The sequence below is a fragment of the Microbacterium sp. CIAB417 genome (genome assembly GCF_022788845.1).
In genome coordinates, this window is the sequence record NZ_JAHZUT010000003.1 from 597,568 (window position 1) to 623,389 (window position 25,822).

Annotated in this window: 28 protein-coding genes; 13 read left to right on the top strand and 15 right to left on the bottom strand. The window is 68.4% G+C overall.

Translation table 11 applies throughout. The features are described from left to right. Nucleotides 1-11: 11 nt before the first annotated feature. Nucleotides 12-2,111, bottom strand: a complete 2,100-nt coding sequence (gene tkt, locus KYX17_RS15205; RefSeq protein WP_243227795.1) for a transketolase — start codon at nt 2,109-2,111, stop codon at nt 12-14. A 137-nt stretch (nt 2,112-2,248) separates the two neighbouring features. Here tkt and KYX17_RS15210 point away from each other — a divergent pair, with 137 nt between their 5' ends. Beyond that, nucleotides 2,249-3,184 (top strand): heme o synthase, encoded by a 936-nt coding sequence (locus tag KYX17_RS15210; RefSeq protein WP_243227796.1) that lies wholly within the window; start codon nt 2,249-2,251, stop codon nt 3,182-3,184. 79 nt (nt 3,185-3,263) lie between these two features. Here KYX17_RS15210 and KYX17_RS15215 read toward each other — a convergent pair whose 3' ends face one another. Both KYX17_RS15215 and KYX17_RS15220 read right to left on the bottom strand, forming a co-directional pair. Next, nucleotides 3,264-3,671 (bottom strand): dinucleotide-utilizing enzyme, encoded by a 408-nt coding sequence (locus tag KYX17_RS15215; protein ID WP_243227797.1) that lies wholly within the window; start codon nt 3,669-3,671, stop codon nt 3,264-3,266. A gap of 84 nt (nt 3,672-3,755) precedes the next feature. After that, nucleotides 3,756-4,871 carry a heme A synthase gene (locus KYX17_RS15220; RefSeq protein ID WP_243227798.1) on the bottom strand — a complete coding sequence of 372 codons (1,116 nt, stop codon included), beginning with the start codon at nt 4,869-4,871 and terminating at the stop codon, nt 3,756-3,758. A gap of 229 nt (nt 4,872-5,100) precedes the next feature. On the opposite strand from KYX17_RS15220, the gene sufB reads away from it, so the two are divergent. From sufB to KYX17_RS15255, 7 genes are read left to right on the top strand one after another with little or no spacing between them, the layout of a single operon-like run. Then, a complete protein-coding gene (gene sufB, locus KYX17_RS15225; protein ID WP_243227799.1) occupies nt 5,101-6,519 on the top strand; it encodes a Fe-S cluster assembly protein SufB in 1,419 nt (472 codons plus the stop codon). Further along, complete coding sequence (sufD, locus tag KYX17_RS15230) at nt 6,516-7,694, top strand: Fe-S cluster assembly protein SufD (RefSeq protein ID WP_243227800.1); 1,179 nt, start codon at nt 6,516-6,518, stop codon at nt 7,692-7,694. The genes sufB and sufD overlap by 4 nt, the downstream gene beginning before the upstream one ends. Then, nucleotides 7,691-8,020, top strand: coding sequence for a non-heme iron oxygenase ferredoxin subunit (locus tag KYX17_RS15235; RefSeq protein WP_137417046.1), 330 nt, complete (start codon nt 7,691-7,693; stop codon nt 8,018-8,020). The genes sufD and KYX17_RS15235 overlap by 4 nt, the downstream gene beginning before the upstream one ends. Nucleotides 8,021-8,033: 13 nt before the next feature. Further along, nucleotides 8,034-8,804: a Fe-S cluster assembly ATPase SufC gene (gene sufC / locus KYX17_RS15240; RefSeq protein ID WP_243227801.1), complete on the top strand. Its 771-nt coding sequence runs from the start codon at nt 8,034-8,036 to the stop codon at nt 8,802-8,804. A 9-nt stretch (nt 8,805-8,813) separates the two neighbouring features. Continuing rightward, nucleotides 8,814-9,143, top strand: a complete 330-nt coding sequence (locus tag KYX17_RS15245; protein WP_137417044.1) for a metal-sulfur cluster assembly factor — start codon at nt 8,814-8,816, stop codon at nt 9,141-9,143. A gap of 22 nt (nt 9,144-9,165) precedes the next feature. Beyond that, nucleotides 9,166-10,320, top strand: coding sequence for a MalY/PatB family protein (locus KYX17_RS15250; protein WP_243227802.1), 1,155 nt, complete (start codon nt 9,166-9,168; stop codon nt 10,318-10,320). A 40-nt stretch (nt 10,321-10,360) separates the two neighbouring features. Next, nucleotides 10,361-11,290 carry a siderophore-interacting protein gene (locus KYX17_RS15255; RefSeq protein WP_243227803.1) on the top strand — a complete coding sequence of 310 codons (930 nt, stop codon included), beginning with the start codon at nt 10,361-10,363 and terminating at the stop codon, nt 11,288-11,290. A gap of 12 nt (nt 11,291-11,302) precedes the next feature. Here the strand turns inward: KYX17_RS15255 and KYX17_RS15260 are convergent, their stop codons facing one another. Genes KYX17_RS15260 through KYX17_RS15275 form a run of 4 tightly spaced genes read right to left on the bottom strand, consistent with a single transcriptional unit; the run spans nt 11,303 to nt 15,285 of the window. After that, entirely contained in the window at nt 11,303-12,124 is an 822-nt protein-coding gene (locus tag KYX17_RS15260; RefSeq protein ID WP_243227804.1) for an ABC transporter ATP-binding protein, read from the bottom strand. Further along, nucleotides 12,121-13,173 carry a FecCD family ABC transporter permease gene (locus KYX17_RS15265; protein ID WP_374208955.1) on the bottom strand — a complete coding sequence of 351 codons (1,053 nt, stop codon included), beginning with the start codon at nt 13,171-13,173 and terminating at the stop codon, nt 12,121-12,123. Before KYX17_RS15265 ends, KYX17_RS15260 begins: the two co-directional genes overlap by 4 nt. Beyond that, complete coding sequence (locus tag KYX17_RS15270) at nt 13,170-14,219, bottom strand: iron ABC transporter permease (RefSeq protein ID WP_243227805.1); 1,050 nt, start codon at nt 14,217-14,219, stop codon at nt 13,170-13,172. Before KYX17_RS15270 ends, KYX17_RS15265 begins: the two co-directional genes overlap by 4 nt. A 31-nt stretch (nt 14,220-14,250) precedes the next feature. Next, nucleotides 14,251-15,285, bottom strand: a complete 1,035-nt coding sequence (locus KYX17_RS15275; protein WP_243227806.1) for an iron-siderophore ABC transporter substrate-binding protein — start codon at nt 15,283-15,285, stop codon at nt 14,251-14,253. Nucleotides 15,286-15,460: 175 nt separating this feature from the next. On the opposite strand from KYX17_RS15275, the gene KYX17_RS15280 reads away from it, so the two are divergent. Next, entirely contained in the window at nt 15,461-17,059 is a 1,599-nt protein-coding gene (locus tag KYX17_RS15280; protein ID WP_243228204.1) for an ABC-F family ATP-binding cassette domain-containing protein, read from the top strand. 4 nt (nt 17,060-17,063) lie between these two features. Here the strand turns inward: KYX17_RS15280 and KYX17_RS15285 are convergent, their stop codons facing one another. Genes KYX17_RS15285 through KYX17_RS15300 form a run of 4 tightly spaced genes read right to left on the bottom strand, consistent with a single transcriptional unit; the run spans nt 17,064 to nt 19,115 of the window. Next, nucleotides 17,064-17,903, bottom strand: coding sequence for an SURF1 family protein (locus KYX17_RS15285; protein WP_308220899.1), 840 nt, complete (start codon nt 17,901-17,903; stop codon nt 17,064-17,066). Then, nucleotides 17,900-18,049: a hypothetical protein gene (locus KYX17_RS15290; protein ID WP_374208956.1), complete on the bottom strand. Its 150-nt coding sequence runs from the start codon at nt 18,047-18,049 to the stop codon at nt 17,900-17,902. Before KYX17_RS15290 ends, KYX17_RS15285 begins: the two co-directional genes overlap by 4 nt. A 53-nt stretch (nt 18,050-18,102) precedes the next feature. Beyond that, a complete protein-coding gene (locus KYX17_RS15295; RefSeq protein ID WP_308220900.1) occupies nt 18,103-18,483 on the bottom strand; it encodes a DUF3099 domain-containing protein in 381 nt (126 codons plus the stop codon). Between the two features lie 11 nt (nt 18,484-18,494). Beyond that, on the bottom strand, nt 18,495-19,115 hold the full coding sequence (locus tag KYX17_RS15300) for a DUF4190 domain-containing protein (RefSeq protein WP_243227809.1): 621 nt from the start codon (nt 19,113-19,115) through the stop codon (nt 18,495-18,497). A 106-nt stretch (nt 19,116-19,221) separates the two neighbouring features. Here KYX17_RS15300 and fabG point away from each other — a divergent pair, with 106 nt between their 5' ends. Further along, entirely contained in the window at nt 19,222-19,932 is a 711-nt protein-coding gene (fabG, locus tag KYX17_RS15305; protein WP_243227810.1) for a 3-oxoacyl-ACP reductase FabG, read from the top strand. Nucleotides 19,933-19,935: 3 nt separating this feature from the next. Here the strand turns inward: fabG and KYX17_RS15310 are convergent, their stop codons facing one another. Genes KYX17_RS15310 through glgC form a run of 3 tightly spaced genes read right to left on the bottom strand, consistent with a single transcriptional unit; the run spans nt 19,936 to nt 22,579 of the window. Then, nucleotides 19,936-20,610 carry an alpha/beta fold hydrolase gene (locus KYX17_RS15310; protein ID WP_243227811.1) on the bottom strand — a complete coding sequence of 225 codons (675 nt, stop codon included), beginning with the start codon at nt 20,608-20,610 and terminating at the stop codon, nt 19,936-19,938. Nucleotides 20,611-20,641: 31 nt separating this feature from the next. Beyond that, a complete protein-coding gene (gene serB / locus KYX17_RS15315; RefSeq protein ID WP_243227812.1) occupies nt 20,642-21,286 on the bottom strand; it encodes a phosphoserine phosphatase SerB in 645 nt (214 codons plus the stop codon). A gap of 51 nt (nt 21,287-21,337) precedes the next feature. Then, complete coding sequence (glgC, locus tag KYX17_RS15320) at nt 21,338-22,579, bottom strand: glucose-1-phosphate adenylyltransferase (protein ID WP_137417034.1); 1,242 nt, start codon at nt 22,577-22,579, stop codon at nt 21,338-21,340. 46 nt (nt 22,580-22,625) lie between these two features. Between glgC and glgA the strand changes: the two genes are divergently transcribed. The 3 genes from glgA (at nt 22,626) to KYX17_RS15335 (ending at nt 24,994) form a co-directional block, all read left to right on the top strand. Beyond that, the gene (glgA, locus tag KYX17_RS15325) at nt 22,626-23,816 is read left to right on the top strand and encodes a glycogen synthase (RefSeq protein ID WP_243227813.1); all 1,191 of its coding nucleotides are present in this window, start codon (nt 22,626-22,628) and stop codon (nt 23,814-23,816) included. 41 nt (nt 23,817-23,857) lie between these two features. Then, entirely contained in the window at nt 23,858-24,643 is a 786-nt protein-coding gene (locus tag KYX17_RS15330) for an ABC transporter ATP-binding protein (protein ID WP_243227814.1), read from the top strand. Between the two features lie 99 nt (nt 24,644-24,742). Beyond that, nucleotides 24,743-24,994 carry a type B 50S ribosomal protein L31 gene (locus KYX17_RS15335; protein WP_137417031.1) on the top strand — a complete coding sequence of 84 codons (252 nt, stop codon included), beginning with the start codon at nt 24,743-24,745 and terminating at the stop codon, nt 24,992-24,994. A 50-nt stretch (nt 24,995-25,044) separates the two neighbouring features. Here the strand turns inward: KYX17_RS15335 and KYX17_RS15340 are convergent, their stop codons facing one another. Continuing rightward, nucleotides 25,045-25,809 carry an exonuclease domain-containing protein gene (locus KYX17_RS15340; protein WP_243227815.1) on the bottom strand — a complete coding sequence of 255 codons (765 nt, stop codon included), beginning with the start codon at nt 25,807-25,809 and terminating at the stop codon, nt 25,045-25,047. Nucleotides 25,810-25,822 lie beyond the last annotated feature (13 nt).

Sequence of the window (25,822 nt, forward strand, 5' to 3'; positions counted from 1 at the left end):
TCTCCTCGTACTTACTCGGCAGCCGCGGCGATGGACTCGCGAGCGGCGGTGACGACGGCTTCGGTGGTGATCCCGAACTTCTGGAACAGCGTCTTGTAGTCGGCGGAGGCTCCGAAGTGCTCGATGGCGACAGAGCGACCGGCGTCGCCGACGATGCCCTGCCAGGTGAGCGCGGAGCCGGCCTCCACAGAGACGCGCGCCTTGACCGAGGACGGCAGGACGGACTCGCGGTACTCGGCGTCCTGCTCGGCGAACCACTCGAGCGAGGGAACGGAGACGACGCGCGCCGCCACACCCTCCTGAGCGAGGGTCGCACGGGCTTCGACGGCCAGCTGTACTTCCGAACCCGTGGCGATCAGCAGCACATCGGGCGTGCCGCCGGGAGCCTCGGCCAGGACGTATGCGCCCTTGACCGCGTTGTCCGCGGAGGCGAACACGTCGCCGGATGCGGCGCCGTCGCCGCGCTCGAACACCGGGATGTTCTGGCGGGTGAGCGCGATGCCGGAGGGGCCGGCCGTGCGACGCAGCATCTCGAGCCAGACCACGGCGGTCTCGTTGGCGTCCGCGGGGCGGACCATCGAGAAGTTCGGGATGGCGCGCAGCGTCGCGAGCTGCTCGATCGGCTGGTGCGTGGGGCCGTCCTCACCGAGAGCGACCGAGTCGTGCGTCCAGACGAAGACCGTGGGGATGTTCATTAGCGCTGCCAGGCGCACCGGCGGACGCATGTAGTCGCTGAAGATCAGGAACGTGCCACCGAACGGACGCGTCGGTCCGTGCAGCACGATCCCGTTGAGGATCGCACCCATGGCGTGCTCGCGGATGCCGAAGTGCAGCACTCGGCCGTAGGGCGAGCCGGTCCACTCGTGCGTCGACCACTCCTGGGGGATGAACGAGCGCGCATCCTTGATCGTGGTGAGGTTCGACTCGGCCAGGTCGGCCGAGCCGCCCCAGAGCTCGGGCAGCTGCGCCGCGAGGGCGTTGATGACCTGGCCGCTGGCGGCCCGGGTCGAGACGTCCTTGCCCGCCTCGAAGACAGGCAGAGCGTCGGCGATGTCGGCGGGAAGCTCGCGCGCCTCGAGACGGTCGAGAAGCGCCTTGCGCTCGGGGTTGGCGGCAGCCCAGGCATCGAACGACTTCTGCCACTCGGCCTTGGCCTGCTCGCCGCGCTGCACGAGCTCGCGCGTGTGGGCGATGACGTCCTCAGCCACAGCGAAGTTCTTCTCCGGGTCGAACCCGAGGACCTTCTTGGTGGCAGCGAGTTCGTCGGCGCCGAGGGCTGCGCCGTGGATCTTGCCGCTGTTCTGCTTGCCCGGCGAGGGCCAGCCGATGATCGTCTTCAGGATGATGAGTGACGGCTTGTCGGTCTCGCCCTTCGCGCGCTCGATGGCCGCGTAGAGCTCCGCGACGTCCTCGACGTACTGGCCCGTCTTCTTCCAGTCCACGGTCTGGACCTGCCAGCCGTACGCCTCGTAGCGCGCGGCGACGTCCTCGGTGAAGGCGACGTTCGTGTCGTCCTCGATCGAGATCTGGTTGGAGTCGTAGATGACGACGAGGTTGCCGAGCTGCTGGTGTCCCGCGAGCGAGGACGCTTCGCTCGTCACACCTTCCTGCAGATCTCCGTCGCCGGCGATCACGTAGACGAAGTGGTCGAAGGGAGAGGTCCCGGCCGGTGCCTCGGGGTCGAACAGTCCGCGCTCGTAACGGGCGGCGTAGGCGAACCCGACGGAGGAGGCGAGGCCCTGGCCCAGCGGGCCGGTGGTGATCTCGACACCCTTGGTGTGGCCGTACTCCGGGTGGCCCGGCGTCAGCGAGCCCCAGGTGCGCAGCGACTCGAGGTCGTTCAGCTCGAGACCGAATCCGCCCAGGTACAGCTGCACGTACTGCGTGAGCGAGGAGTGGCCCACGGAGAGGATGAAGCGGTCGCGGCCGATCCAGTGCGGGTCGGCGGGGTCGTGGCGCAGCACCCGCTGGTAGAGCAGGTAGGCAGCGGGGGCGAGGCTCATCGCGGTGCCGGGGTGACCGTTGCCCACTTTCTCCACCGCATCCGCCGCGAGGATGCGGGCCGTGTCCACGGCGCGTGCATCAATCTCATCCCAACGCAAATCGGCCACGGGACCGCCTTTCACAAAGAGGAGTGCGCCACAGAGGGCCGATGGGTCCGGCCCCGGAGGGGCACGACCACGGCAGGCGCGCGTGTGGTTTCAGCATAGACTGGTCTGGAGCTTGACGAGGGGCGACAACGCAGCAGATGGACATCATGACGACGAGCCAGGGCGAGCCCGCATCCGCTGTCCGTCCCTCCATGGGTCGGAAGGTGCGCGCCTACATCACCCTGACGAAGCCGCGCGTGCTCGAGCTGCTGCTCGTGACGACGGTGCCGGTGATGATCCTGGCGCAGAGTGGCCTGCCCGATCTGTGGCTGGTGCTGGCGACGGTCATCGGCGGATCGCTGAGCGCGGGTTCCGCCGCAGCGTTCAACATGTACCTCGATCGCGACATCGACGCGCACATGCAGCGCACGGTGAACCGGCCGCTGGTGACGGGCGAGGTCTCGCCCCGCGGTGCCCTGGTCTTCGCGTGGACCTTGGCCGTCGTGTCGACCGTCTGGCTGCTGCTGACCACGAACTGGCTCGCCGCAGCCTTGTCCGCGGGGGCCATCTTCTTCTACGTCGTCATTTATACGATCCTGCTCAAGCGCCGCACCGAGCAGAACATCGTGTGGGGCGGCATCGCGGGCTGCTTCCCGGTCGTCATCGGCTGGTCGGCGGTGACGGGATCGCTCTCCTGGGCGCCCCTCATCCTGTTCCTGCTGATCTTCCTCTGGACGCCGCCGCACTACTGGCCGCTGTCCATGAAGTACAAGGATCAGTACGAGAACGTCGACGTCCCGATGCTCGGTGCGACGCGCTCCGGATCCCAGGTCGGTCTCCAGGTCATCCTCTACGCGTGGGCGACGGTGGCCTGCTCGCTCCTGCTGATCCCGGTGGCGTCCATGGGCCTCGTCTACTCGATCTCGGCGCTCGTCTTCGGCGGCTGGTTCCTCTACGAGTCGCACCGGCTCTACTCCCGTGCCGTGCGCGGCACCGAACCGCGACCTATGCGCGTCTTCCACGCCTCGATCACGTATCTGACGTTGCTGTTCGTCGCCATCGCCGTCGACCCGCTGCTGCGGCTGTCGTTCTGATCGCGACGCGACACGCGAAAGACCCCTCGGCCCGCAAGACGGGGCCGAGGGGTCTTCGCTTCGCGTGAGCGTCGCCGGATCAGCGGGTGATCGGCTGCTCTGCGGGTGCCTCGACCTCGTTCTCCGGCGCGGAAGCGGCGTCGGCGGGGACGTCGGGCGCCGTCTCGGCCTCGATCGGCTCTGCCTCGTCCTGCCACGTGATGGTCTCGACGACGTCCACCGCCGGGGTGACGAGACTGCGCGCTGCGCCGAGGGCGAGGGCCGCGACGAGGCCGACGAGGCCCGCGCCGGTGATGACGGCACCGAGCAGGGCCCACGCCTGGCCGGCATACACCTCGACGCCGGTCGCACTGCCGTCGGTGAGGGTAGAGGTCATGACCGAGATCTTGTCGATCGTGAGCCAGGCACCGAAGCCGAGGGCGGCGGCGGAGCCTGTGATGAGCCCCCAGAACGGGATGCTGCGCGACAGGCGGGGACGGGTCGTCATGTGGATCACTCCTCGAACGCGCGGCAACGGTTGCCGCGACCTGGCCACCCTCGCGGGTGAATCCAGGTGTGTTCGATGATGCGTCTATGCGTCTGCTGAGGAGCGCTCGGCTGCGACCGGCCTCTTCAGGCGAAGGACGACGACCGTGTACGCGGCCGCGGACAGCGAGGCGAGCACCATGTGGATCCCCACGAGAAGCTCGGGAAGCCCTTCTCGCGCCTGCCACACTCCGACGGTCACCTGCACGGCGATGGCGACGATCAGTACGAGGAGCCACCGTCGGGGCTCGAGGCGCAGGACCCATGCGCTGATCGTGAGCGCCAGAACGAGAGCTGCGAGGACGTAGCCGGGCCACGCGTGCACGTGGGCGAGCACCGTCGCGTCGAAGCCCTCGCGGATCACGTTGGCGTCGCCCGAGTGCGGCCCGGAGCCCGTGGTGAGTACCCCGAAGAGAATCGTCACGGCGAGGACCAGACCGCTCCCGTGCGCACCGATCTGGAACCACAGCGGGACGACGCGCTCCCGTGGGCCCTCGGTCGCGTCGAGTCGCACCAGGTACGCCGCAGCGACGCAGACGAGCAGCAACGAGCAGGTGTAGTGGAAGCCCACGAGGAAGGGGTTCAGGTCCGTGAGGACCGCGAACCCGCCGACCACGGCCTGGGCCATGACGCCGGCCAGCACGATCCACGCGAGTGCCGACAGGTCGCGACGTCGAGGGAGTCGCCGCGCGGAATCGATCGCTGCCGCGATCACCGCCGCGAGGAGGGCGCCGGACGCGAAGCCGAAGGCAGGCAGATCGAGGGCGGCCGCCAGCGCGTAGACAGGGACGGCGAGGACGATGCCGCCGACGGCGAACACGAGCGCCCGCATGACCGCAGGACGGCCCGCGATCGCGTGGAGCGTCAGCAGCACGACGGCCACCGCGACGATTCCCACGACACCCGTCATCGTGCGGTTGCCGAACTCGATGAGGCCATGAATGCCCTGCTCGGGCAGCGGCACGAGGGACTCGGGCGTGCACAGCGGCCACTCCGAGCAGCCCAGCCCCGATCCGGTCAGACGCACCGCGCCACCCGTTCCGATGATGATGACCTCGGTCAGGAACGAGAGCCACGCGAGGATGCGCAGCGGGCGTCGCACCACGATCCCGGAGGCTCCGGAGACGTGATCGGATTCGGGCAGAGCGGTGCGAGCGGGCATGTGTCCTCCGGCCCGTTCCGGACCCCGGACGCGGCCCGGAAGTCAGGGGGAACCTGTAGAATCGTGGTTGTTGCGATGCCGCGCTTCGCGCAGGGTGCATCGACAACAGTTTAGGCGCCAGGTGTGCGCCCATGATGAGGGCCCGAGAGCGGCGTTCGTCCCCGCAGACTCGACGGGGCGGCGGATGCCGGGGCGGATGACACCGTTGCGGTCCAATAAGGAGAGTGTGATGTCGGATGTGCTGATCGACCGCCCGGAGCTCGAAGGTCTGGGGGTGTACGAGTTCGGATGGCACGACCCCGACGCCGCCGGCGCGAGCGCGAAGCGCGGCCTCACCGAGGCCGTCGTGCGCGACATCTCGGCACTCAAGGCCGAGCCCGAATGGATGCTGAAGACCCGTCTGAAGGGGTTCCAGCTTTTCGGCCGCAAGCCGATGCCGACCTGGGGCGCAGACCTCAGTGACATCGACTTCGAGAACATCAAGTACTTCGTTCGGTCGACGGAGAAGCAGGCGCAGTCCTGGGAAGACCTCCCGGAGGACATCCGCAACACGTACGAGAAGCTCGGCATCCCCGAGGCCGAGCGTTCACGGCTGGTGGCGGGCGTCGCGGCACAGTACGAGTCCGAGGTCGTCTACCACCAGATCCAGGAGGATCTGGAGGCGCAGGGCGTCATCTTCATGGACACCGACACGGCATTGAAGGAGCACCCGGAGTTCTTTGAGGAGTACTTCGGCACCGTCATCGCCGCCGGTGACAACAAGTTCGCAGCCTTGAACACGGCCGTGTGGTCCGGCGGATCGTTCGTCTACGTCCCCAAGGGCGTGCACGTGGAGATCCCGCTGCAGGCGTACTTCCGTATCAACACGGAGAACATGGGCCAGTTCGAGCGGACGCTGATCATCGCCGATGAGGGGTCGTACGTCCACTACATCGAGGGCTGCACGGCTCCCATCTACAAGAGCGACTCGCTGCACTCGGCGGTCGTCGAGATCATCGTGAAGAAGAACGCTCGCGTGCGCTACACGACGATCCAGAACTGGTCGAACAACGTCTACAACCTGGTGACCAAGCGCGCCGTCGCGCACGAGGGCGCCACCATGGAGTGGGTCGACGGCAACATCGGCTCGAAGATCACGATGAAGTACCCCTCGATCTACCTCATGGGGGAGCACGCGAAGGGCGAGACCCTGTCGGTGGCGTTCGCCGGGCCCGGCCAGCACCAGGATGCCGGCGCCAAGATGATCCACATGGCGCCCTACACGCAGTCCTCGATCGTCTCGAAGTCGATCGCGCGCGGCGGCGGGCGGGCAGGGTACCGCGGCGAGGTCCGCGTCGACGCGAACGCCCATCACTCGGCGAACACGGTGCGTTGCGACGCGCTGCTGGTCGACACGATCTCGCGCTCCGACACGTACCCCGCTATCGACATCCGCGTCGACGACGTGCAGCTCGGGCACGAGGCGACGGTCTCGAAGGTCAGCGAGGAGCAGCTCTTCTACCTGATGAGCCGTGGTCTCGCGGAGGACGAGGCGATGGCCATGATCGTGCGCGGATTCATCGAGCCCATCGCGCGCGAACTGCCGATGGAGTACGCACTGGAGTTGAACAAGCTCATCGAGATGGGCATGGAAGGCAGCGTCGGATGAGCCCCCAGGCCGAAGCCCCCGTGGTCGAGACCGCGAAGGGGCATGTCGACCCTGCCGCCGCGTTCGTGCCGGTGCAGACTCGTTCGGAGCGCCCGCGTGCGAACGAGGTCGCCTTCTTCGAGGCGCCGAGCGGCCGCGAGGTGAACTGGAAGCACACGCCGATCGACCGCATCCGTGGCCTCCTCGAGGATGTCGCGGGTGATGCCGGTGCCGTCGCGGTCTCCGTGACAGGACCGTTGGCGGCGGCCGGCCTGTCGGCCGACCAGGCGCCGCGTGGCGAGGTCTTCACGGCGGAGGACCTCAGCGCGGCGATCGCCTGGGAGCGCTCCGCAGAGGCGCTGTATCTCAGCATCCCCGCGGGTGCCGAATTGAGCGAGCCTGTCGTCGTCGACCTCCGCGGCGCGGGCGGCCGCGCGCACGCCCATCTGGTCATCGAGGCGCAGCCGAATGCGCGGGCGACGGTGCTTCTGCGCCATGCGGGTGTCGCGCAGCTCGCCGAGAACGTGGAGATCATCGCCCGCGACGGTGCCGCCCTCACGCTGGTCACGCTCCAGGAATGGGACGACGAAGCGGTGCACCTGGCCGCGCATCAGGCGCGTGTGGACCGTGACGCCAGCCTGCGCCACGTCGTCGTGTCTTTCGGCGGCGGCGTCGTGCGCGTGAACCCGAACGTGGAGCTCGCCGGCACCGGCGCCCGCGGCGAGCTGTACGGTCTTTCCTTCGCGGATGCCGGTCAGCACCTCGAAAGCCAGGTGTATCTGCACCACAAGGGTGCGCAGACCGTCGGCGACGTGCTCTACAAGGGTGCGCTGCAGGGCGACACCGCCCACTCCGTCTGGATCGGCGACGTGCTGATCGGGCCGGATGCCGTCGGCACCGACTCGTACGAGGCCAACCGCAATCTGGTGCTGACCGACGGTGCGCGGGCCGACTCCATCCCGAACCTCGAGATCGAGACGGGAGACATCCGCGGAGCGGGGCACGCCAGCGCCACCGGTCGTTTCGACGACGAGCAGTTGTTCTACCTGCAGGCTCGAGGCATCGACGCGGAGCAAGCGCGTCGCCTGGTCGTGCTCGGGTTCCTCATGGAGATCGTGCAGAAGATCGGCATCGCCGAGCTCGAGGAGCGTCTCGTGGATGCGATCGAAGCCGAGCTCGCGGGGGAGCAGCGATGAGCGCGACACGCGTGTGCGCGCTGAGCGAGCTGCAGCAGGACGAGGCGCGCCGCGTTGAGATCGACGGCGTGCCGATGGCCGTCGTGCTCGACGGCAACGGAGAGGTGCACGCGATCGGCGACACCTGCACGCACGGCGACATCTCGCTTTCCGACGGATTCGTCGAGGGTGACACGCTGGAGTGCTGGGCGCACGGTTCCGCATTCTCGCTGCGCACCGGAAAGCCTCTGAACCTGCCGGCGTACGAGCCGGTGCCCGTGTATGAAGTCACGATCGAGGGAGACGATGTCCTGATCGATCCCGCCGTGACGAAGAACGTCGACTGACGAAGGAACTGACATGTCTGTGCTCGAGATCCGCGACCTCCACGTGACGGTCGAGACCGATGAGGGGACCACCCCCATCCTGAACGGCGTCACGCTGACGATCCGCACCGGTGAGACCCACGCCATCATGGGCCCGAACGGGTCGGGCAAGTCCACGCTCGCCTACACGATCGCCGGACACCCGAAGTACACCGTGACCGGCGGCTCGATCACCCTCGACGGCGAGGACGTCCTCGAGATGAGCGTTGATGAGCGTGCCCGGGCGGGCCTGTTCCTCGCGATGCAGTACCCCGTCGAGGTTCCCGGAATCACGGTCACCAACTTCCTGCGTACGGCCAAGACCGCGATCGACGGCGAGGCTCCGGCCATCCGCACCTGGACCAAGGACGTCAAGGCAGCCATGAGCAACCTGCGCATGGACGCGAAGTTCGCGCAGCGCAACGTTAACGAGGGCTTCTCGGGCGGCGAGAAGAAGCGTCACGAGATTCTCCAGCTCGAGCTGCTCAAGCCCAAGGTCGCAATCCTCGACGAGACCGACTCCGGTCTCGATGTCGACGCGCTGAAGATCGTGTCCGAGGGTGTGAACCGCGCCAAGGCCGAGACCGACCTCGGTGTTCTGCTCATCACGCACTACACCCGCATCCTGAACTACATCCGACCCGACTTCGTGCATGTGCTCGTCAACGGGCGCGTCGCGGAGGAGGGCGGCCCCGAGCTCGCCGAGCGCCTCGAGAACGAGGGCTATGACCGCTTCCTCGAGCCCGATGTGCACGCTGGCGCGTAGGATTCGACTATGACCGCGACGATCACCCCGGAGAAGTACGACGAGGTCACCGAGGCTCTGAAGGACGTCATGGACCCCGAACTGGGTGTCAACGTCGTCGACCTGGGTCTCATCTACGACCTCGCTTGGGATGACGAGAACGACGCTCTCGTCATTCATATGACGCTGACTTCGGCCGGGTGCCCGCTGACGGACGTGCTCGAAGAGCAGACGGCGCAGGCGTTGGATTCGGTCGTCGAACGGTTCCGGATCAACTGGGTCTGGATGCCGCCGTGGGGACCGGAGCGGATCACGGATGACGGCCGTGACATGATGCGGGCCCTCGGCTTCGCGATCTGACCTCCGTCGCTAGGCTCGTTCTGTGACGATCGAGCCCCTTCGCGCCCTTCCCCTCGATGAACTGCGCGGGCGCCGGAGCGCGAAGTGGCGGTCGTACCCGGACGACGTCATCCCGCTGTTCGTCGCGGAGACGGACTATCCGCTCGCTCCCGCCATCAGCCGGGCGCTGCAGGAGGCCGTCTCTCGCGGGGACACCGGCTACACGCCGGCGGATCCTGGTGTCACGGCTGCGTACACGGCCTTCGCCTCTCGACGCCTGAGGTGGGAGCCGGATCCCGCGCGGATGCGGATCACCGGGGACGTCATCATGGGCGTCGTCGAGATCCTGCGTCGGATCATCGTGCCCGGGGACCGTGTCGTCATCACGCCACCCGTGTATCCGCCGTTCTTCGAAGCCGTGCCCGAAGCAGGCGGGGTCGTACAGCCCGTACCGCTGCGAGACACCGGGGCAGGCTGGGTGCTGGACCTCGAGGGGATCGAGGCCGCGTTCCGCGATGGAGCGCGCGCCATCCTCCTCTGCAACCCGCACAATCCGACCGGCACGATCCATGCACCCGACGTGCTGCGTCAGCTGGCGGAGATCGCCGTGCGCCACGGGGCGGTCGTCGTCAGCGACGAGATCCATGCCCCACTGCCGCGCTCGGGGAGGATCGTGACCCCGTTCCTGTCCGTCTCGGACGAGGCCGCACGGTGCGGCTACGCCGTGGTCTCGGCAAGCAAGGCGTTCAACCTGGCGGGTCTGAAGTGCGCGATCATGGTGGCCGCGCACGAGCGGACCCACGCCGTGTTGCGTGCGCTTCCCGACGAGGTCTCCTGGCGCACCGGGCTGTTCGGCGCCCTGGCGACGGTGGCTGCGTTTTCGGACGAGTCCGATGCCTGGTTGGACGCCCAAGCCCTCGCGCTCGATGCGAACGTCGAGGTGCTGCGCACGCTGCTCGAGGCGCACCTGCCGGATGCGGGGTATCGTCCGCCTGACGCCGGCTACCTGGGGTGGGTGGATCTCTCCCGCTACGGCTGGGGAGACGCGCCCGCACGGCGCATCCTGCGCGAGGCGCGCGTAGCCGTCCACTCCGGTCCCGCGTTCGGAGCCGGCGGAGCCGGACACATCCGACTCACGCTGGGCTGCGCACCGGATGTGCTGGCCGAAGCGATCGAGCGGATCGCTACTCTCCGTTGACGAGCTTGGGCATCCGTTCAGGTAAGGGTACCCTTAACAGGTGACGACCCTCGCGACTCGCCCTTCCTACCGCCCGTACATCGCGCGTGTCTCGCGGGTGGTGCGACTCTCTCCGCATTTCGCGCGTCTCACGTTCACCGGCCCGGACTTCGAGCATTTCGGTACCGCGGGCCGGGACCAGCGGCTGAAGGTTCTGTTTCCCGGAGCGGACGGCCGCGTCTGCGACGTGGGTCAGTGCGATGAGCAGGCGATGGCCAACGGTGACTGGTACACCCGCTGGCGCGCGTTGGCGCCGGCGGAGCGGACGCCCTTCCGCACGTACACCGTGCGCCGGGTCGATCCCGCCCGAGGCGAGGTCGACATCGACTTCGTGCTGCACCACGACCCCGGCCCGGCCGGCGCGTGGGCGGAGGCGGCCGTTCCCGGTGACGAGATCGTGATCGTCGGTCCTGACCAGCGCAGTCCGGATTCCCATCTGGGTATCGACTGGCATCCTGGCAGCGCACGCAGGCTTCTGCTCGCCGGTGACGAGACGGCGGCACCGGCCATCGCCGGCATCCTCGAGTCGCTGCCGTCCGACACCGACGTCGACGCGTTCATCGAGGTTCCCTCTCCGCAGGATGCGCTCCCGATCGCCACGCGTGCCCGTGTCACGTGGCTGGCGCGTGACGAGCGCGCCCACGGCGAGGCCCTCATCGCGGCCGTCACCTCGTGGACGGATGCTGCCGCTGACGTACTCGCCCGCGCCGCCGCGCCCCGTCCGCAGGAGCTCGAGGACGTCGACGTCGATCGTGAGCTCCTGTGGGATAGCCCGGAGGACTCGGAGGGTGAGTTCTACGCCTGGATCGCCGGCGAGTCGCAGACCGTGAAGACACTGCGGCGACTGCTCGTCCAGGGCAACGGCGTCGATCGCAAGCGCGTGGCCTTCATGGGGTACTGGCGACGAGGGGTCGCCGAACGCGTCGAGTAGAAGGCGGACGCGTCAGCCAGGAGCGTCCGCGTCGGTGATCGTGTGGTGACGTCCGAGCGGGATGACCATCGGGCGACCGGTCAGCGGATCGGGCATGATTCTGCTCTCCAGGCCGAAGACCGTGCGCACGACGTCCGTGGTCAGGACGCTCTCGGGCGCACCCGCGGCGAGGATGCGGCCGTCGACCATGGCGACGAGATGATCCGCGTAACGGGCTGCGAGGTTGAGGTCGTGGAGCACCATCACGATGGTGGTCCCGCGATCGCGGTTCAGATCGGTCAGCAGGTCCAGCACATCGATCTGGTGACTGATGTCGAGGAACGTCGTCGGCTCGTCGAGGAGCAGCAGGTCCGTCTGCTGAGCCAGCGCCATCGCGATCCATACCCGCTGACGCTGCCCGCCGCTGAGCTCGTCGACCGAACGGTCAGCCAGGTGTGTGGTGCCGGTCGCCTCGAGCGCGCCGGCGATCGCGGCGTCGTCGGCCGCGTTCCATCGGGCGAGAGGGCCCTGATGCGGATGCCTGCCCCGGCTGACGAGGTCGGTTACCGCGATGCCGTCGGGAGCGATCGGAGACTGAGGGAGGAGCCCGAGGACCCGAGCGACCTGTCGTGTCGGCAGGCGATGGATGCTCTTCCCGTCGAGCAGGACGCTGCCGGCGATCGGGGAGAGCAGGCGCGCCATGGCTTTCAGGAGCGTGGACTTCCCGCACGCATTGGCGCCGACGATGGTCGTGATCCTGCCCGCGGGGATCGCGAGATCCAGTCCGTCGACGATGGTCCTCTCCCCGTACGCGAGGGTGAGCGCGTCGGCGGCGAGCGTGTGTTCAGCGGTCATAGAGAGGTTCCTCCGGCTCGACTGCTGCGGATGAGCAGGTAGACGAGATAGGGCGCGCCCAGCACCCCGGTCACGACGCCGACGGGAAGGCGCGTGCCCAGCGCGTACTGCGCGATGAAGTCGGACACCAGCACGAGGACGGCGCCCACGAGTCCTGCCGGCAGGACGGGGGAGCCGACGGGGCCCAGCACCCTCACAGCGATGGGGCCTGCGAGGAAGGCCACGAACGAGATGGGGCCGGCAGCGGCGGTCGCGAAGGCGAGCAGACAGACGGCCGCGATGATCAGCAGCAGCCGGCTGCGTTCGACCCGCACACCGAGAGCGGATGCGGCCTCGTCTCCGACCCGCAGCAGTTCGAGATCGCGGGACAGGACAAGCAGTGCGGGAACGACCACGACCATCACCGCGGCGAGGGGAAGGACCTTGTCCCAGCTCGCGTCGTTGAGATTGCCCGTGATCCAGCGCATGGCGGTCTGAAGGTCCCACTCCGCGGCGCGGGAGATGACGTATGAGACCACGCTGTTGCAGATGGCGGCCACGCCGATACCGATCAGGATCAGTCGGGCTCCGGAGCCGCCGCGCTTGTAGGCGAGCACGTAGATGAACAGGGCTGCGGCGAGTGCTGCGCCGGTCGCCAGAAACGAGACCGGTGTCTCGCCGAGACCGAGAACCACGATCCCCGTCACGGCGGCCGCACTGGCGCTCGAGCTGATGCCGATGACGTCGGGACTCGCGAGGGGGTTGCGCAGCATCGTCTGGAAGACGACGCCCCCCATTCCGAAGCAGAGGCCGGTCAGGAGCGCCGTCGTGGCACGAGGCAGTCGCAGCTCGCCCACGGTGAACGACGCGCCTGCCACGCGCTGTCCTGTCAGAACGCCCCAGACCTCGGCGGGGGAATAGAAGGTCTGTCCCAGCATGAGCGAGAGGACGTAGGCGATGAGCGCGAGGGCGGCGAGAACGGATGTGACGGCGATCCAACGCCGGCGCCGTCTGCGGCGCCCCGCGCGCACGATGCCGAGTGCAGTGATGTCGCCCGCAGTGATGGTCACAGTGCTTTCACCTTCTGACGTCGCACGATGGCGATGAAGAAGGGGGCGCCGACGAGGGCGGTGATGATCCCCACCTCGATCTCCTCGGGGCGGGCGATGACGCGCCCAATGACATCGGCGCCCGTGAGGAGCACGGCTCCCGCAACCGCGCTGAAGGGAAGGAGCCAGCGATGGTCCACACCGATCAGCAGCCGGCAGACGTGCGGCACGACCAATCCCACGAAGCCGATCGGGCCGGCGACCGCCGTCGCCGCGCCGCACAGCAGGACCGCGCCGAGAGTGGAGACCATGCGTGCGGTGCGCACACGCTCACCGAGCCCGGCTGCGAGCTCGTCGCCCAGGGCGAGGGTGTTCAGGGCGGGGCTGCACGCCAGGCATACGACGAGACCGACGAGGAGAAACGGCGCGACCTGCAGGATCGTGGCGCCTGTCGCGCCGCCGACGCCGCCCACCTGCCAGAAGCGGAACTGGCTCATCACGTCGACCCGCGGCAGCAGAATTGCGCTCGTCAGGGAGGAGAAGGCGACGGCGGTCACCGCCCCGGCGAGGGCGAGCTTCAACGGCGTCGCGCCTCCTCGGCCCAGTGCGCCGATCCCATAGACGAACACGGCCGCCACAGCGGCGCCCACCAGGGCCGTCCAGATGTACTGGGTGGGTGCGGCAAGGCCGAGGAACGCGATCCCGCAGACGACGGCCAGGGCGGCCCCGCCGTTGATGCCCAGGATCTGCGGGTCGGCGAGGGGATTGCGGGTCGCGCCCTGCAGGACCGCGCCCGCGACGCCGAGCGCCGCACCGACCGCGATCGCCAGAACGGTGCGAGGGATGCGCTTGTTCACGGCGGCGGCCCCGGCCGTGTCGATCGCGCCGCCGAGCCCCGCCCAGATGTCGTGCCACCCGACGGCGCGTGCCCCGAACGTGACCGACAGGAACGAGACTCCCAGCAAGGCGACCACGAGCACCAGGATCCCCCACGCCCGCCGCCGCCCCCAGCGTCGTCGCGGCGACGGCGTGGGGGCGGCAGCGGTGGAGGTGACGACGACGCTCATCGCCGCCCGCGTCCACGGACGATCGGTGGGATCATGATGCCTTGGCGGCGGCCTCTCCGACCAGCTTGATGTAGTCGTCGCCGTAGCTCGTGCCGATCGACAACGGCGACGGCGTGATGGCCGAGGAGAGCGTCGAGTCGGACGTGATCACCGCGACGGCGCCCTTGGCGACGGCGGGGATACGGGACAGGAGCGGATCGGCCTGCCACTGCGCGAGCGTCTCGTCCGTGCCGTAGGTGACGATCACCTGCACGTCTTCGAAGCTCTCGATCTGCTCGGTGCTGGTGACGATCCAGAACTGATCGGACGCGGCGGACTGCTCCTTGACGTACGCGGAGGGTACGAAGCCCATCTGCTCGAGGTAGCCCACACGCGGATCCGACCGGCTGTAGAAGCCGAGGTTGCTGAGATCGGTCGGGTCGAAGTACGACAGGAGCGAGGTCTTCCCGGCGATGGACGGATACTCCGCGGCTGTGTCGGCGACGTGCTTCTCGAGCGAGGAGACGAGCTCCTGCGCCTCATCCGCCATCCCGAGGGCCGTCCCGTCGAGGACGGTCATGTCCTGCCACGACGTCCCCCACGCCATGTCCTGATAGGTGACGACCGGGGCGATCTTGCTGAGGGTGTCGTACTGCTCCTGGGTCATGCCGGAGTAGGCGGCCAGGATGACATCGGGCGCGGCATCGGCGATGGCCTCGTAGTCGTACCCGTCGGTCTCATCCATGAGGACAGGTGTTTCGGCGCCGAGCTCGTCGAGCTTGTCCTTCACCCAGGGCAGAAGCCCGTCGCCGTCCTCGTCACCGTAGGTCACCTTCGGCATGGCCACCGGCACGATTCCCAGCGCCAGTGCGACGTCCTGGTTGCCCCAGTCGACTGTGACGACGCGCTTCGGCTTGGCGTCGATCGTGGTGGTGCCGAAGGCATTCTCGATCGAGAGCGGGAACGCGTCGCTCTGCCCCGCATCCTCGCCGGTGGCAGCGGGGGTCGACGCTCCTGAGCTGCAGGCAGTGAGGGCGGCAAGGGAGACGGCGGCGACCGCGACGGCGGTCCAGCGCTTGAGCTGCATGACGAGGAGGGCCTTTCTGAAGGAGGTGCTAGGCGAGGCTACCCTAACTCGGCGTCCGAATTCGACCGCGTTCGACCACCCGTGCGGCAGGAACGACGGCGCCGATGCACGCCCGGTAGACTGAACGATGGTCTTCTCCGGCCGCCATCCCACCCGAACAGAACGGACGTACGCCGTGCTCGCCGTGCATGACCTCGAGATCCGCGTCGGCGCGCGCGTTCTCATGTCCGAGGTCGCCTTCCGCGTCTCCCGAGGCGACAAGATCGGTCTGGTCGGTCGCAACGGCGCGGGCAAGACGACGCTCACGAAGGTCCTCGCCGGCGACCTGCTGCCTTCGGCAGGAGAGGTGCAGCGCGGCGGAGAGCTCGGCTACCTCCCGCAGGACCCTCGTTCCGGGGACCCGGAGATGCTGGCACGTACCCGCATCCTCGACGCGCGGGGGCTGGGAACACTCGCGCTCGGGATGCAGGAGGCCTCGCTCGCGATGGCCGACGACGACCCGGAGGTCGCTGCCAAGGCGATGCGGCGTTACGGAACGCTCACGGAGCGCTTCGAGTCGCTCGGCGGCTACGCGGCCGAGGCAGAGGCGGCATCGATCGCCCACAACCTCTCGCTTCCGGACCGCATCCTCGATCAGCCGCTGAAGACGCTCTCGGGCGGACAGCGCCGGCGCATCGAGCTCGCTCGCATCCTGTTCTCGGATGCCGACACGATGATCCTCGACGAGCCGACGAACCACCTCGACGCCGACAGTGTGGTGTGGCTCCGGGAGTTCCTGAAGAACTACAAGGGCGGACTCATCGTCATCAGCCACGACGTGGAGCTCGTCGGCGAGACCGTGAACCGTGTCTTCTACCTCGACGCCAACCGTCAGGTCATCGACATCTACAACATGAACTGGAAGAACTACCAGCGCCAGCGGGTGGCCGACGAGGAACGTCGTAAGAAGGAGCGCGTCAACGTCGAGAAGAAGGCGACCGCCCTGCAGCTGCAGGCCGCGCGCTTCGGGGCGAAGGCCTCGAAGGCCGCGGCTGCGCATCAGATGGTGGCACGCGCGGAGAAGATGCTCTCGGGTCTGGACGATGTGCGTCAGGAGGATCGGGTCGCGAAGCTCCGCTTCCCGAAGCCTGCTCCGTGCGGAAAGACTCCGCTGATGGCGCGTGGCCTGTCGAAGTCGTACGGGTCGCTGGAGATCTTCGCCGACGTTGACCTCGCGATCGATCGCGGTTCGAAGGTCGTCGTCCTGGGGCTGAATGGCGCAGGGAAGACGACGCTGCTGCGCATGCTGGCGGGAGTGGATGCTCCCGACACGGGAACGATCGAACCCGGGCACGGGCTGAAGATCGGGTACTACGCGCAGGAGCACGAGAACCTCGACGTGTCCCGGTCTGTCCTGGAGAACATGATGTCGGCAGCGCCGGACATCACCGCGACCGAGGCGCGCAAGGTCCTCGGTTCGTTCCTGTTTACGGGTGACGATGTGCTCAAGCCTGCCGGGGTGCTCTCCGGCGGGGAGAAGACGCGCCTGTCGCTGGCGACTCTCGTCGTCTCGAGCGCCAACATGCTGCTTCTCGACGAGCCGACGAACAACCTCGACCCGGCCTCACGCGAGGAGATCCTCGGCGCCCTGGCGCACTACGAGGGCGCTGTGGTGCTCGTCTCGCACGACGCGGGGGCCGTCGAGGCCCTCAATCCCGAACGGGTCCTCATCCTGCCCGACGGGGTCGAGGACATCTGGGGTCGTGACTACGTAGACCTGATCACCCTGGCCTGAGCGCTCAGGCGTCGGTGCGGTCCAGGATCGCGTCCTCCTGCTCGGCGTCCCGATCCACGCGCGCAGGGCGACGGAGGACGGGCGACGCCGTCGGAGTCGTCTCGTCGTCGTCCTCCGCGCGCTTGCGGCGCTCCGTGCGGATGATGTAGCCGATGAACACGAAGCCCATCACGGCGAACAGGATCCACTGGACCGCGTAGGACAGATGCGGTCCAGGATCCTCCGACGGGGCGTCGAGCGCGTAGGGCATCTCTGCGACGGCGGGCGACTCACTCACCAGCACGCCATAGGCGGAGGTGAGTGTCGTGGGACCGGTCGTCTCTGCGACCAGAGGGAGATTGATGGTCGGCACCTGTCCGGCGGGCGCGGTGCGTCCCGAGGTCGGCAGCGCCTCGGGGGCGCGCAGGCGCACCACGACGCTCACCGTGCCGGTCGGCGGCGCGGGGATCGCCGAGGGGCCGTCGCCGCTCTCCGCCGGCGGAATCCATCCGCGGTCGACGATCAGCACGCGCCCGTCGGACGTGCGCAGAGGCGTCAGGACTTCGAACGCGCTCGTGCCGCCGTGGGGCCGATTGCGCACCACGGTCTGCTGCTCGGGCACGTACTCGCCGACGACGACGACGGGGTGCCATTCGGACTCGGGATCGAGCTGATCTGAGGGGAGCATCTCATCCAGCGGAACCGCGTCGGCGTCGTAGTTCCGCTCGACGAGAGCGAGTTGCGCAGCCCTCTCACCGTTGCGCGCGAACTGCCAGTTCGAGAGGAAGACGCATGCGATCGCGAATGCGATGGCCACCGCGACGTAGGCCGTCCACCGCAGAGCCGTGTCACGACGGATGCTCACGACGCGTCCTGCGTGGCGAAGGGCTCGACCGCGACCGGGAAGGACCGGGTCGCGAGGAAGTCGCGGAGATATGCGACGTGCGCGTCGCAGGCCAACCAGATCTTCCGTCGATCCGCGTCATGGATGCGCGGATTGCGCCACAGCACTCGCCAGAGGGCAGCGTCGCGACACCCCGCTCTCGAGCAGATGGGTTCGCCGCTCATGCGTCGCGCGGGGTCGAGGGTGTCTCGGCGATGGTGATCACCTGGGTGTGCGGAGTCGGGGAGGGTTGCTCGGCTCGCTGATCGAGAGCGGGCAGTGTCACGGTCTCGGCCGGCGCGGCGCGGAATTCCTGGCCCACGTTCGCGATCACGACCGCGATGTAGGGAAGGAAGACCGCCCCCGCCGCGAACAGCCAGGTGTACCAGCCGTAGGGGGTGACGAGGATCATCGCGACGAAGCAGGCCACCCGCACGCCCATCATGATGACGTACTTGAGCATGCGAGAGCTCGACTCGTCACGCGGTGCGTGGGGGAGCGAGGTCGCCGACTGCGGTGGTGAGGGGTGCTTCACAGTGCTTCCAGAGTACGCCGGAGGCACCGCTCGCAGGGTCAGGAGGAGTAGCTGTAGTCGTAGTAGGCGCCGTTCGCGAGGTTCACGACCCAGATGATCCAGAGGACCACGAGCACGGTGATGACTGCGTAGAGCGCCAGGCCCGCGTAACCCGTGATGGTGCCCGCGAGCGCCAGCCCGCGGCCGCCCTCCTCGCGTTCGCGGATCTGCTTGAGCGAGATGTGGCCGGTGATGATGCCGACGATGGAACCGATGAACGGCAGGAGGACGACGCCGACGATCGCGGAGACCAGCGACACGATCGCGAGACTGTTTGTCTTGGGGCCCGCGGGGTAGGGCGTGTACGTCGGGGGGACTCCGTAGGCCGGTGCGCCCTGGTAGGCCGGGGGATACGCGGGGGCCGTCGGGGGCACACCGTAGGCAGGGTAGGCCGCGGGTGCGGCGGGCGGTGCGCTGTATCCCGGGTAGGCGGCGGGCGCTGCATAGGAGGGGGGCGGGGTCGACGGAGCCGGGTAGGACGGCGGTGTGTCGGCAGGGGCCTGGTAGTCCGGCGACGCCGGGGCCGCAGCGGAGGGCTCCGCTGGTGCGGGCTGAGCGTCGGGCGCGCCGCCTTCTCCCGCGGATGCGGGTGTGGGAAGGTCGTTGTTCTGATCGCTCATCTGGGTGCCTTTCAGTCTGTGAGGGAAGCCTTCCAGTGTCCGCTGGGCGGTGTCAAACGGGCCTGTCGATAGGCTGGAGGCTCTGCCTGAACTGACGAGGAGAACCATGTCGAGCGATCGTGTCGTGCTCATCACCGGAGGAAACCGCGGCATCGGCCGTGCGATCGCCGAACGCTTCGTGACCGACGGGTACCGCGTCGCCGTGACGGCTCGTTCGGGCGAGGGGCCGGAAGGGACCCTCACGGTGCGCGCCGACGTGACGGACGCCGCCGCGCTGGACGCCGCTTACACCGAGGTCGAGGAGAAGCTCGGCCCTGTGACCATCCTCGTCGCCAATGCGGGCATCACGCGCGACATGCTGCTTCTGCGCATGAGCGAGGACGACTTCGACGACGTGATCGACACCAACCTCGGCGGCACCTTCCGCGTGGTCAAGCGCGCCGCCAAGGGGCTCGTCCGCGCGCGGTGGGGTCGCGTGATCCTTATCTCCAGCGTCGTGGGCCTCTACGGCTCGGCGGGCCAGATCAACTACGCCAGCTCCAAGAGTGCGCTTGTCGGCTTCGCCCGCTCGCTGACGCGCGAGCTCGGCGCGCGAGGCGTCACGACGAACGTCGTCGCCCCCGGCTTCATCGAGACGGACATGACGGCGGAGTTGCCTGCCGAGACGCAGGCCGAGTACAAGAAGGCCATCCCGGCCGGGCGCTACGGCACCGCGGCGGAGGTGGCGGCGGTCGTGGCGTGGCTCGCCTCAGACGACGCCGCCTACATCTCGGGCGCTGTCATCCCGGTCGACGGCGGCCTCGGGATGGGCCACTGATCGTCAGCGCTCGATCGCGCGCACGATGAGCGCTCCCAGCCGTTGCGGCTGGGAGAACTGCGGCCAATGGCCCGAGCCGATGCGCACGACCTCGCGGTCGCCGATCGCGCACCACTCGTCGTGGTAGCTCGGCCAGTGCGACAACTGCGCGTCGAGTTCTTCTGCGTCTGCACCCCCCGAGAGAACCGTGACGGGGATGCCGTGTCGGCGCGTGTCGTGCAGGTGTAGCGGATCGGTCGGAACCGCCGCGGGGACCGCGACCGCCTCGGCGGCGATGCGCTCACGTGTAGCCGCGTCGAGATCGGCGACGTCGGACGCATCGAACGTGTCCCAGCCCGGGAAGGGGATGACGCCGTCGACGACCGGGAACGCCGTGATGTCCGCGCCATCCGGAACGGGCACGGTGTCGACGAACACCACGCGCGCGATCGACTCCGGACGCGCGTCCGCGGCGCCCCAGGCGACGTTGCCCCCGCCGCTGTGCCCCACGAGGGTCACGGGCTCGTCGGCGGCGTCGATGTGCGCCACGACGGCGGCGACCCAGTCGGTCAGGTGCGCCTCGGGTGCGTTCGGAAGGGTGACGGGAAGGGCGTCGAAGCCGGCGTCGTCGATCGTGGGCACCACGTCGTGCCATGATCCGGCGTCGAGCCAGAGGCCCGGGATGAGGATGAGCTGCATGCCCGAACTCTACGCCCGGCACCGGACGCCGTCAGGGCAGAAGCGGGATGACCTCGCGCAGGTCCACGGGGCCGATGACGAGATCCGCGGAGGCGCGCACCGCTGGCTTCGCGTTGAACGCGAGGCCCAGAGCCGCCGCGCGCATCATCCTGAGGTCATTGGCACCGTCGCCGATGGCGATCGTGCGGCGCGGATCGATCTCGTGCTGTGCGGCCCATTCGAGGAGCTGGGACGCCTTGGCCTCGGCGTCCACGATGGCGCCCGCCACGACGCCGGTCAGCGCGCCGGCGTCGACCTCGAGGCGGTTGGCGCGCCACAGGTCGACGCCCAGGGCGGGCGCCACGTCGTCGAGGATCTCGTGGAAGCCGCCGGAGACCACGCCGACGATGCCGTCGCGGGCGTGGACGGCGTCGACCAGCTCGCGCACGCCCGGCGTCGGCTCGATGCGCGAGCGCACGCGCGCGAAGGATGCGGTGGGCACACCGCGGAGCTGGGTGACGCGGGAGCGCAGGCTCGTCGCGAAGTCGACCTCGCCCCGCATGGCCGCCTCGGTCGCCGCCGCGACCTCCGCGCCGCGTCCGGCCTCGTCCGCGATCAGTTCGATGACCTCGTTGCGGATGAGGGTGGAGTCGGCATCCAGGACGACGAGCAGACGGCGGGGGCGGTTCTCACGCATCCGTCAACGCTAGCGCGCGCCGCCGCACGCTCCGCACGGGTGCCCTCGCCGCTACGGCTCGACGCGCACGTTCTTGCCGACGACCGTGATCCCCGAGTCGGTCACCGTGAATCCCCGCGCCAGATCGCGTTCGCGATCGACACCGACGGTGGCGCCGTCGGCCAGCACGACGTTCTTGTCGAGGATCGCCCGGTGGATGCGTGCACCGGCTCCCACGCGGACCCGATCGAAGAGGACGGAGTCGGTGATGGTCGATCCGCCACCCGCCAGGGTCCAGGGGCCCACGACGCTGCGCTCCAGATGCGTTCCCGACAGTACCGATCCGAGCGAGACGACGGAGTCGATGGCGTTTCCGATGCGCCCCACCGCGTCCCGCACGAACTTCGCGGGGGGCGAGTTCACGAGCTGGGAGTGGATGGGCCACTGCGTGTTGTAGAGATTGAAGATCGGCAGCGTCGAGATCAGATCGAGGTGCGCGTCGTAGAACGAGTCGATCGTGCCGACATCCCGCCAGTACGCCCGGTCGCGGTCGGTGGAACCGGGCACCTCGTTGCGGATGAAGTCGTAGACGCCGGCCTCACCGCGGTCGACGAAGTACGGCACGATGTCGCCGCCCATGTCGTGGTTGGAGGTGGGAAGTTCGCCGTCCGCTTCGACGGCTTCGATCAGCGCATCGGTGTTAAAGATGTAGTTGCCCATCGAGGCGAGCACCTCGTGCGGGCTGTCGACGAGCCCCGCCGGATTCTGCGGCTTCTCGAGGAACTCGCGGATGCGGGTCGGGTCGTCGGGCTCGACGTCGATGACGCCGAACTGGTTCGCCAGTCCGATCGGCTGTCGGATGCCGGCGACCGTCGCACGCGCCCCGGACGAGATGTGCGCGTCCAGCATCTGCTGGAAGTCCATGCGGTAGACGTGGTCGGCACCCACCACGACGACGATGTCGGGCTGCTCGTCGTTGATGAGGTTCAGGCTCTGCAGGATCGCGTCGGCGGAACCCGAGAACCACCGCTTGCCGAGGCGCTGCTGGGCCGGCACCGAGGTCACGTAGGAGTCGAGCAGCGCCGACATGCGCCAGGTCTGGGAGACGTGACGGTCGAGGCTGTGCGACTTGTACTGCGTGAGGACGACGATCTGTCGCAGTCCCGAGTTGATGAGGTTCGAGATGGCGAAGTCGATGAGTCGGTACTGTCCGCCGAACGGCACCGCCGGCTTCGCCCGGTCGGCCGTCAACGGCATGAGTCGCTTACCTTCGCCACCCGCGAGGATGATTCCGAAGACCTTGGGTGCCGGCATGGCACCAGACTATGCCGCACGCACCCCCTGTACTAGCGTCCATGACATGCGCGTCGACATCATCTCCAAGGAATACCCGCCCGAGATCTACGGCGGGGCCGGAGTCCACGTCGCCGAGCTCGTCCGCGCGCTGCGTGAGCGCATCGAGGTGCAGGTGCGCGCCTTCGGAGAGCCGCGCGACGAGGCGGACACGACGTCGTACGCGACGCCCGCGGAGCTCACGCACGCGAACCCCGCCGTGAAGACGCTCGGCACCGATCTGGAGATCGTCGGAGACGTCGCCGGGGCCGACATCGTGCACAGCCACACCTGGTACGCGAACTTCGCGAGCCACCTCGCGTCACTGCTGCACGGTATTCCGCACGTGGTCACCGCGCACTCGCTCGAACCGCTGCGGCCGTGGAAGGCCGAACAGCTCGGGGGCGGATACGCGGTGTCCAGCTGGGTCGAACGCACCGCCTACGAGTCCGCCGGGGCGGTCATCGCCGTCAGCGAAGGGATGCGGGCCGACATCCTGCGCGCGTACCCCCACGTGGATCCGGCGCGTGTGCGCGTCATCTACAACGGCATCGATGCCGAGGCGTGGCAACCGACGCAGAACGAGGATCTCCTCCGCGCGCTCGGCATCGAGCCGACGAGGCCGTCCGTGGTCTTCGTCGGGCGCATCACGCGACAGAAGGGTCTGCCGTATCTGCTGCGCGCCGCGAGGCTCCTGCCCCCGGGGGTGCAGCTGGTGCTCTGCGCGGGAGCTCCCGACACGCCCGAGATCATGGCGGAGGTCGAGGGTCTGGTCCGCGAGCTGCAGGAGACGCGCGATGGGGTGATCTGGATCGACCGGCACCTGCCGCGCCCGGAACTGTCCGCCATCCTGACGGCTGCGACGACGTTCGTGTGTCCGTCCATCTACGAGCCGCTGGGGATCGTGAATCTGGAGGCCATGGCCTGCGGCGCGGCGGTGGTCGGAACCGCCACGGGCGGGATTCCGGAGGTCGTGGTCGATGGCGAGACGGGGCGCCTCGTGCCGATCGAACAGGTCCAGGACGGAACGGGGACGCCGCTGGATCCCGACCGTTTCGTCGAGGACCTCGCCCGGGTGCTCATCGAGGTCGTCTCCGACCCCGAACAGGCGTCCCGCTACGGGGCTGCCGGTCGCCGGCGCGCGGTCGAGGAGTTCAGCTGGACGCGCATCGCCGCGCAGACCGAGCAGCTCTACCGTGAGGTGCTCGAGGCGCGCTGATCCGGCTCGGCATGAACCGCCCGCCCGGTAGGCTGAACAACATGCCGCAGGTGCTGGATTTCTCCGACGTCGTCGTCCGCCGCAACGCAAAGGACATCGTCTCCCATCTGGACTGGCAGGTGGACGGCGACCAGCGCTGGGTGGTCCTCGGCGCCAACGGGGCGGGCAAGACCACCATTCTGCAGCTGGCCGCGACCCTCGATCACCCAACCTCGGGCGCGGTCACCATCCTGGGGGAGCGTCTCGGTCGCACCGACGTGTTCGAGCTGCGTCCCCGCATCGGCTTCGCCTCCAGCGCGATGGCCAAGCGCATCCCGGCCGAGGAGACCGTGCTGAACGTCGTGCTGACGGCGGCCTTCTCCGTGCTCGGGCGTTGGAACGAACAGTACGACCGCATCGACGAGCGCCGAGCGCTGCGGGTGCTGGCGGAGTGGAAGCTCGACCACCTTGCCGATCGCACGTTCGGCACGCTGTCGGACGGCGAGCAGAAGCGTGTCCAGATCGCTCGCGCCGTCATGACCGACCCCGAACTGCTGCTGCTCGACGAGCCGACCGCGAGTCTCGACCTCGGCGCGCGTGAGGAACTCCTCGAGCTTCTGAGCGGCTACGCGCAGGCGCCCACGACGCCGGCGATGGTCATGGTCACGCACCACGTCGAAGAGATCCCGGTCGGGTTCACCCACGTGCTGCTGCTGCGCGCGGGCGCCGTTGTCGCGGCGGGGCCTATCGCCGAGACACTCACCGCCGAGAACCTCTCCGAGACGTTCGGCATGCCGATCGTGGTCACCGAGGCCGACGGTCGCTACGCCGCGCGCGCGGCGCGCTGACCACCGGATGCGGCGAAGCGCCGCTCCTGCTGTTAGACTCGTCTTTTGGTGCTTCCGGCACCGCAGACTTTCCTCCGAAGCACTCCCGCAAGGAACACCATGAAGACTGACATCCACCCCGACTACCGCGACGTCGTTTTCCGCGACCTCGGCTCGGGCGAGACCTTCCTCACCCGCTCGACGGTCTCGAGCGACAAGACGATCGAGCTCGACGGTGTCGAGTACCCCGTCGTCGACGTCGAGATCTCCTCCGCCTCGCACCCGTTCTACACGGGCAAGCAGCGCATCATGGACTCGGCCGGACGCGTCGAGAAGTTCAACCAGCGCTTCAAGAACTTCGGCGCCAAGTAAGACGCCTTCACCACGAAGGGCCCCGCGATCTCGCGGGGCCCTTCGTGGTGTCACCGGATTGGCCAGCGCCCGTCGACGGGATCGAGCGGGTCGATGCGGCCGATGCGGACGAAGTACTCGGTGAGACTCTCCGCCTGAGACCTCGCCCACGCGATCTGGTTCGTGTGGAGCTCTGCGACGGCTGCCGGCAGCAGATCGCCGTACCTCTCGCAGAGGGCGAGCGCGACCCTTCCCGCGGCGACCGCATCGGCTGCGGCCTCGTGCGCACCCTCGAGAACGACCCGATAGTGCTCGGCGACGACGCTCAGCGTCCGCTTGCCGCGACGATACGTGTCGAACGCCTTGTCGAGCACCAGCGGGTCGATGACGGGAGCCGGGTCTTCAATCGGCGGTACGGAATGTCGGGCGGCCTCGTACCGCAGCAGGGAGAAATCGTACGGGGCGTTGTAGGCGACGACCGGCGTGCCCGCTGCGAAGAGCTTCGAAAGCGCGGCGCACACCTCGGCGACGACCTCTGGAGCGGGACGCCCATGGGCTCGGGCATGCGCGGTGGAGATGCCGTGCACGGCCTGCGCGCCCTGGGGGATCTCGACTCCCGGATCCGCGAGCCACGAGCGCGCCTGGATCACGGAGCCGGTCTCATCCAGGACGCCGACGTGCGCGGTCACGATACGGTCGCGGGTCACATCGACGCCGGTCGTCTCGAGGTCGAAGACGCCGATGCGCCGGACCCACTCGGGAGAACGTGGTGTCAGGAACTCCTCGAGGTCGAAGAGCGCCTCCGGGGCGCCGGCGGCGACGGGGTGGTCGGGCATGCGATCACGCTAC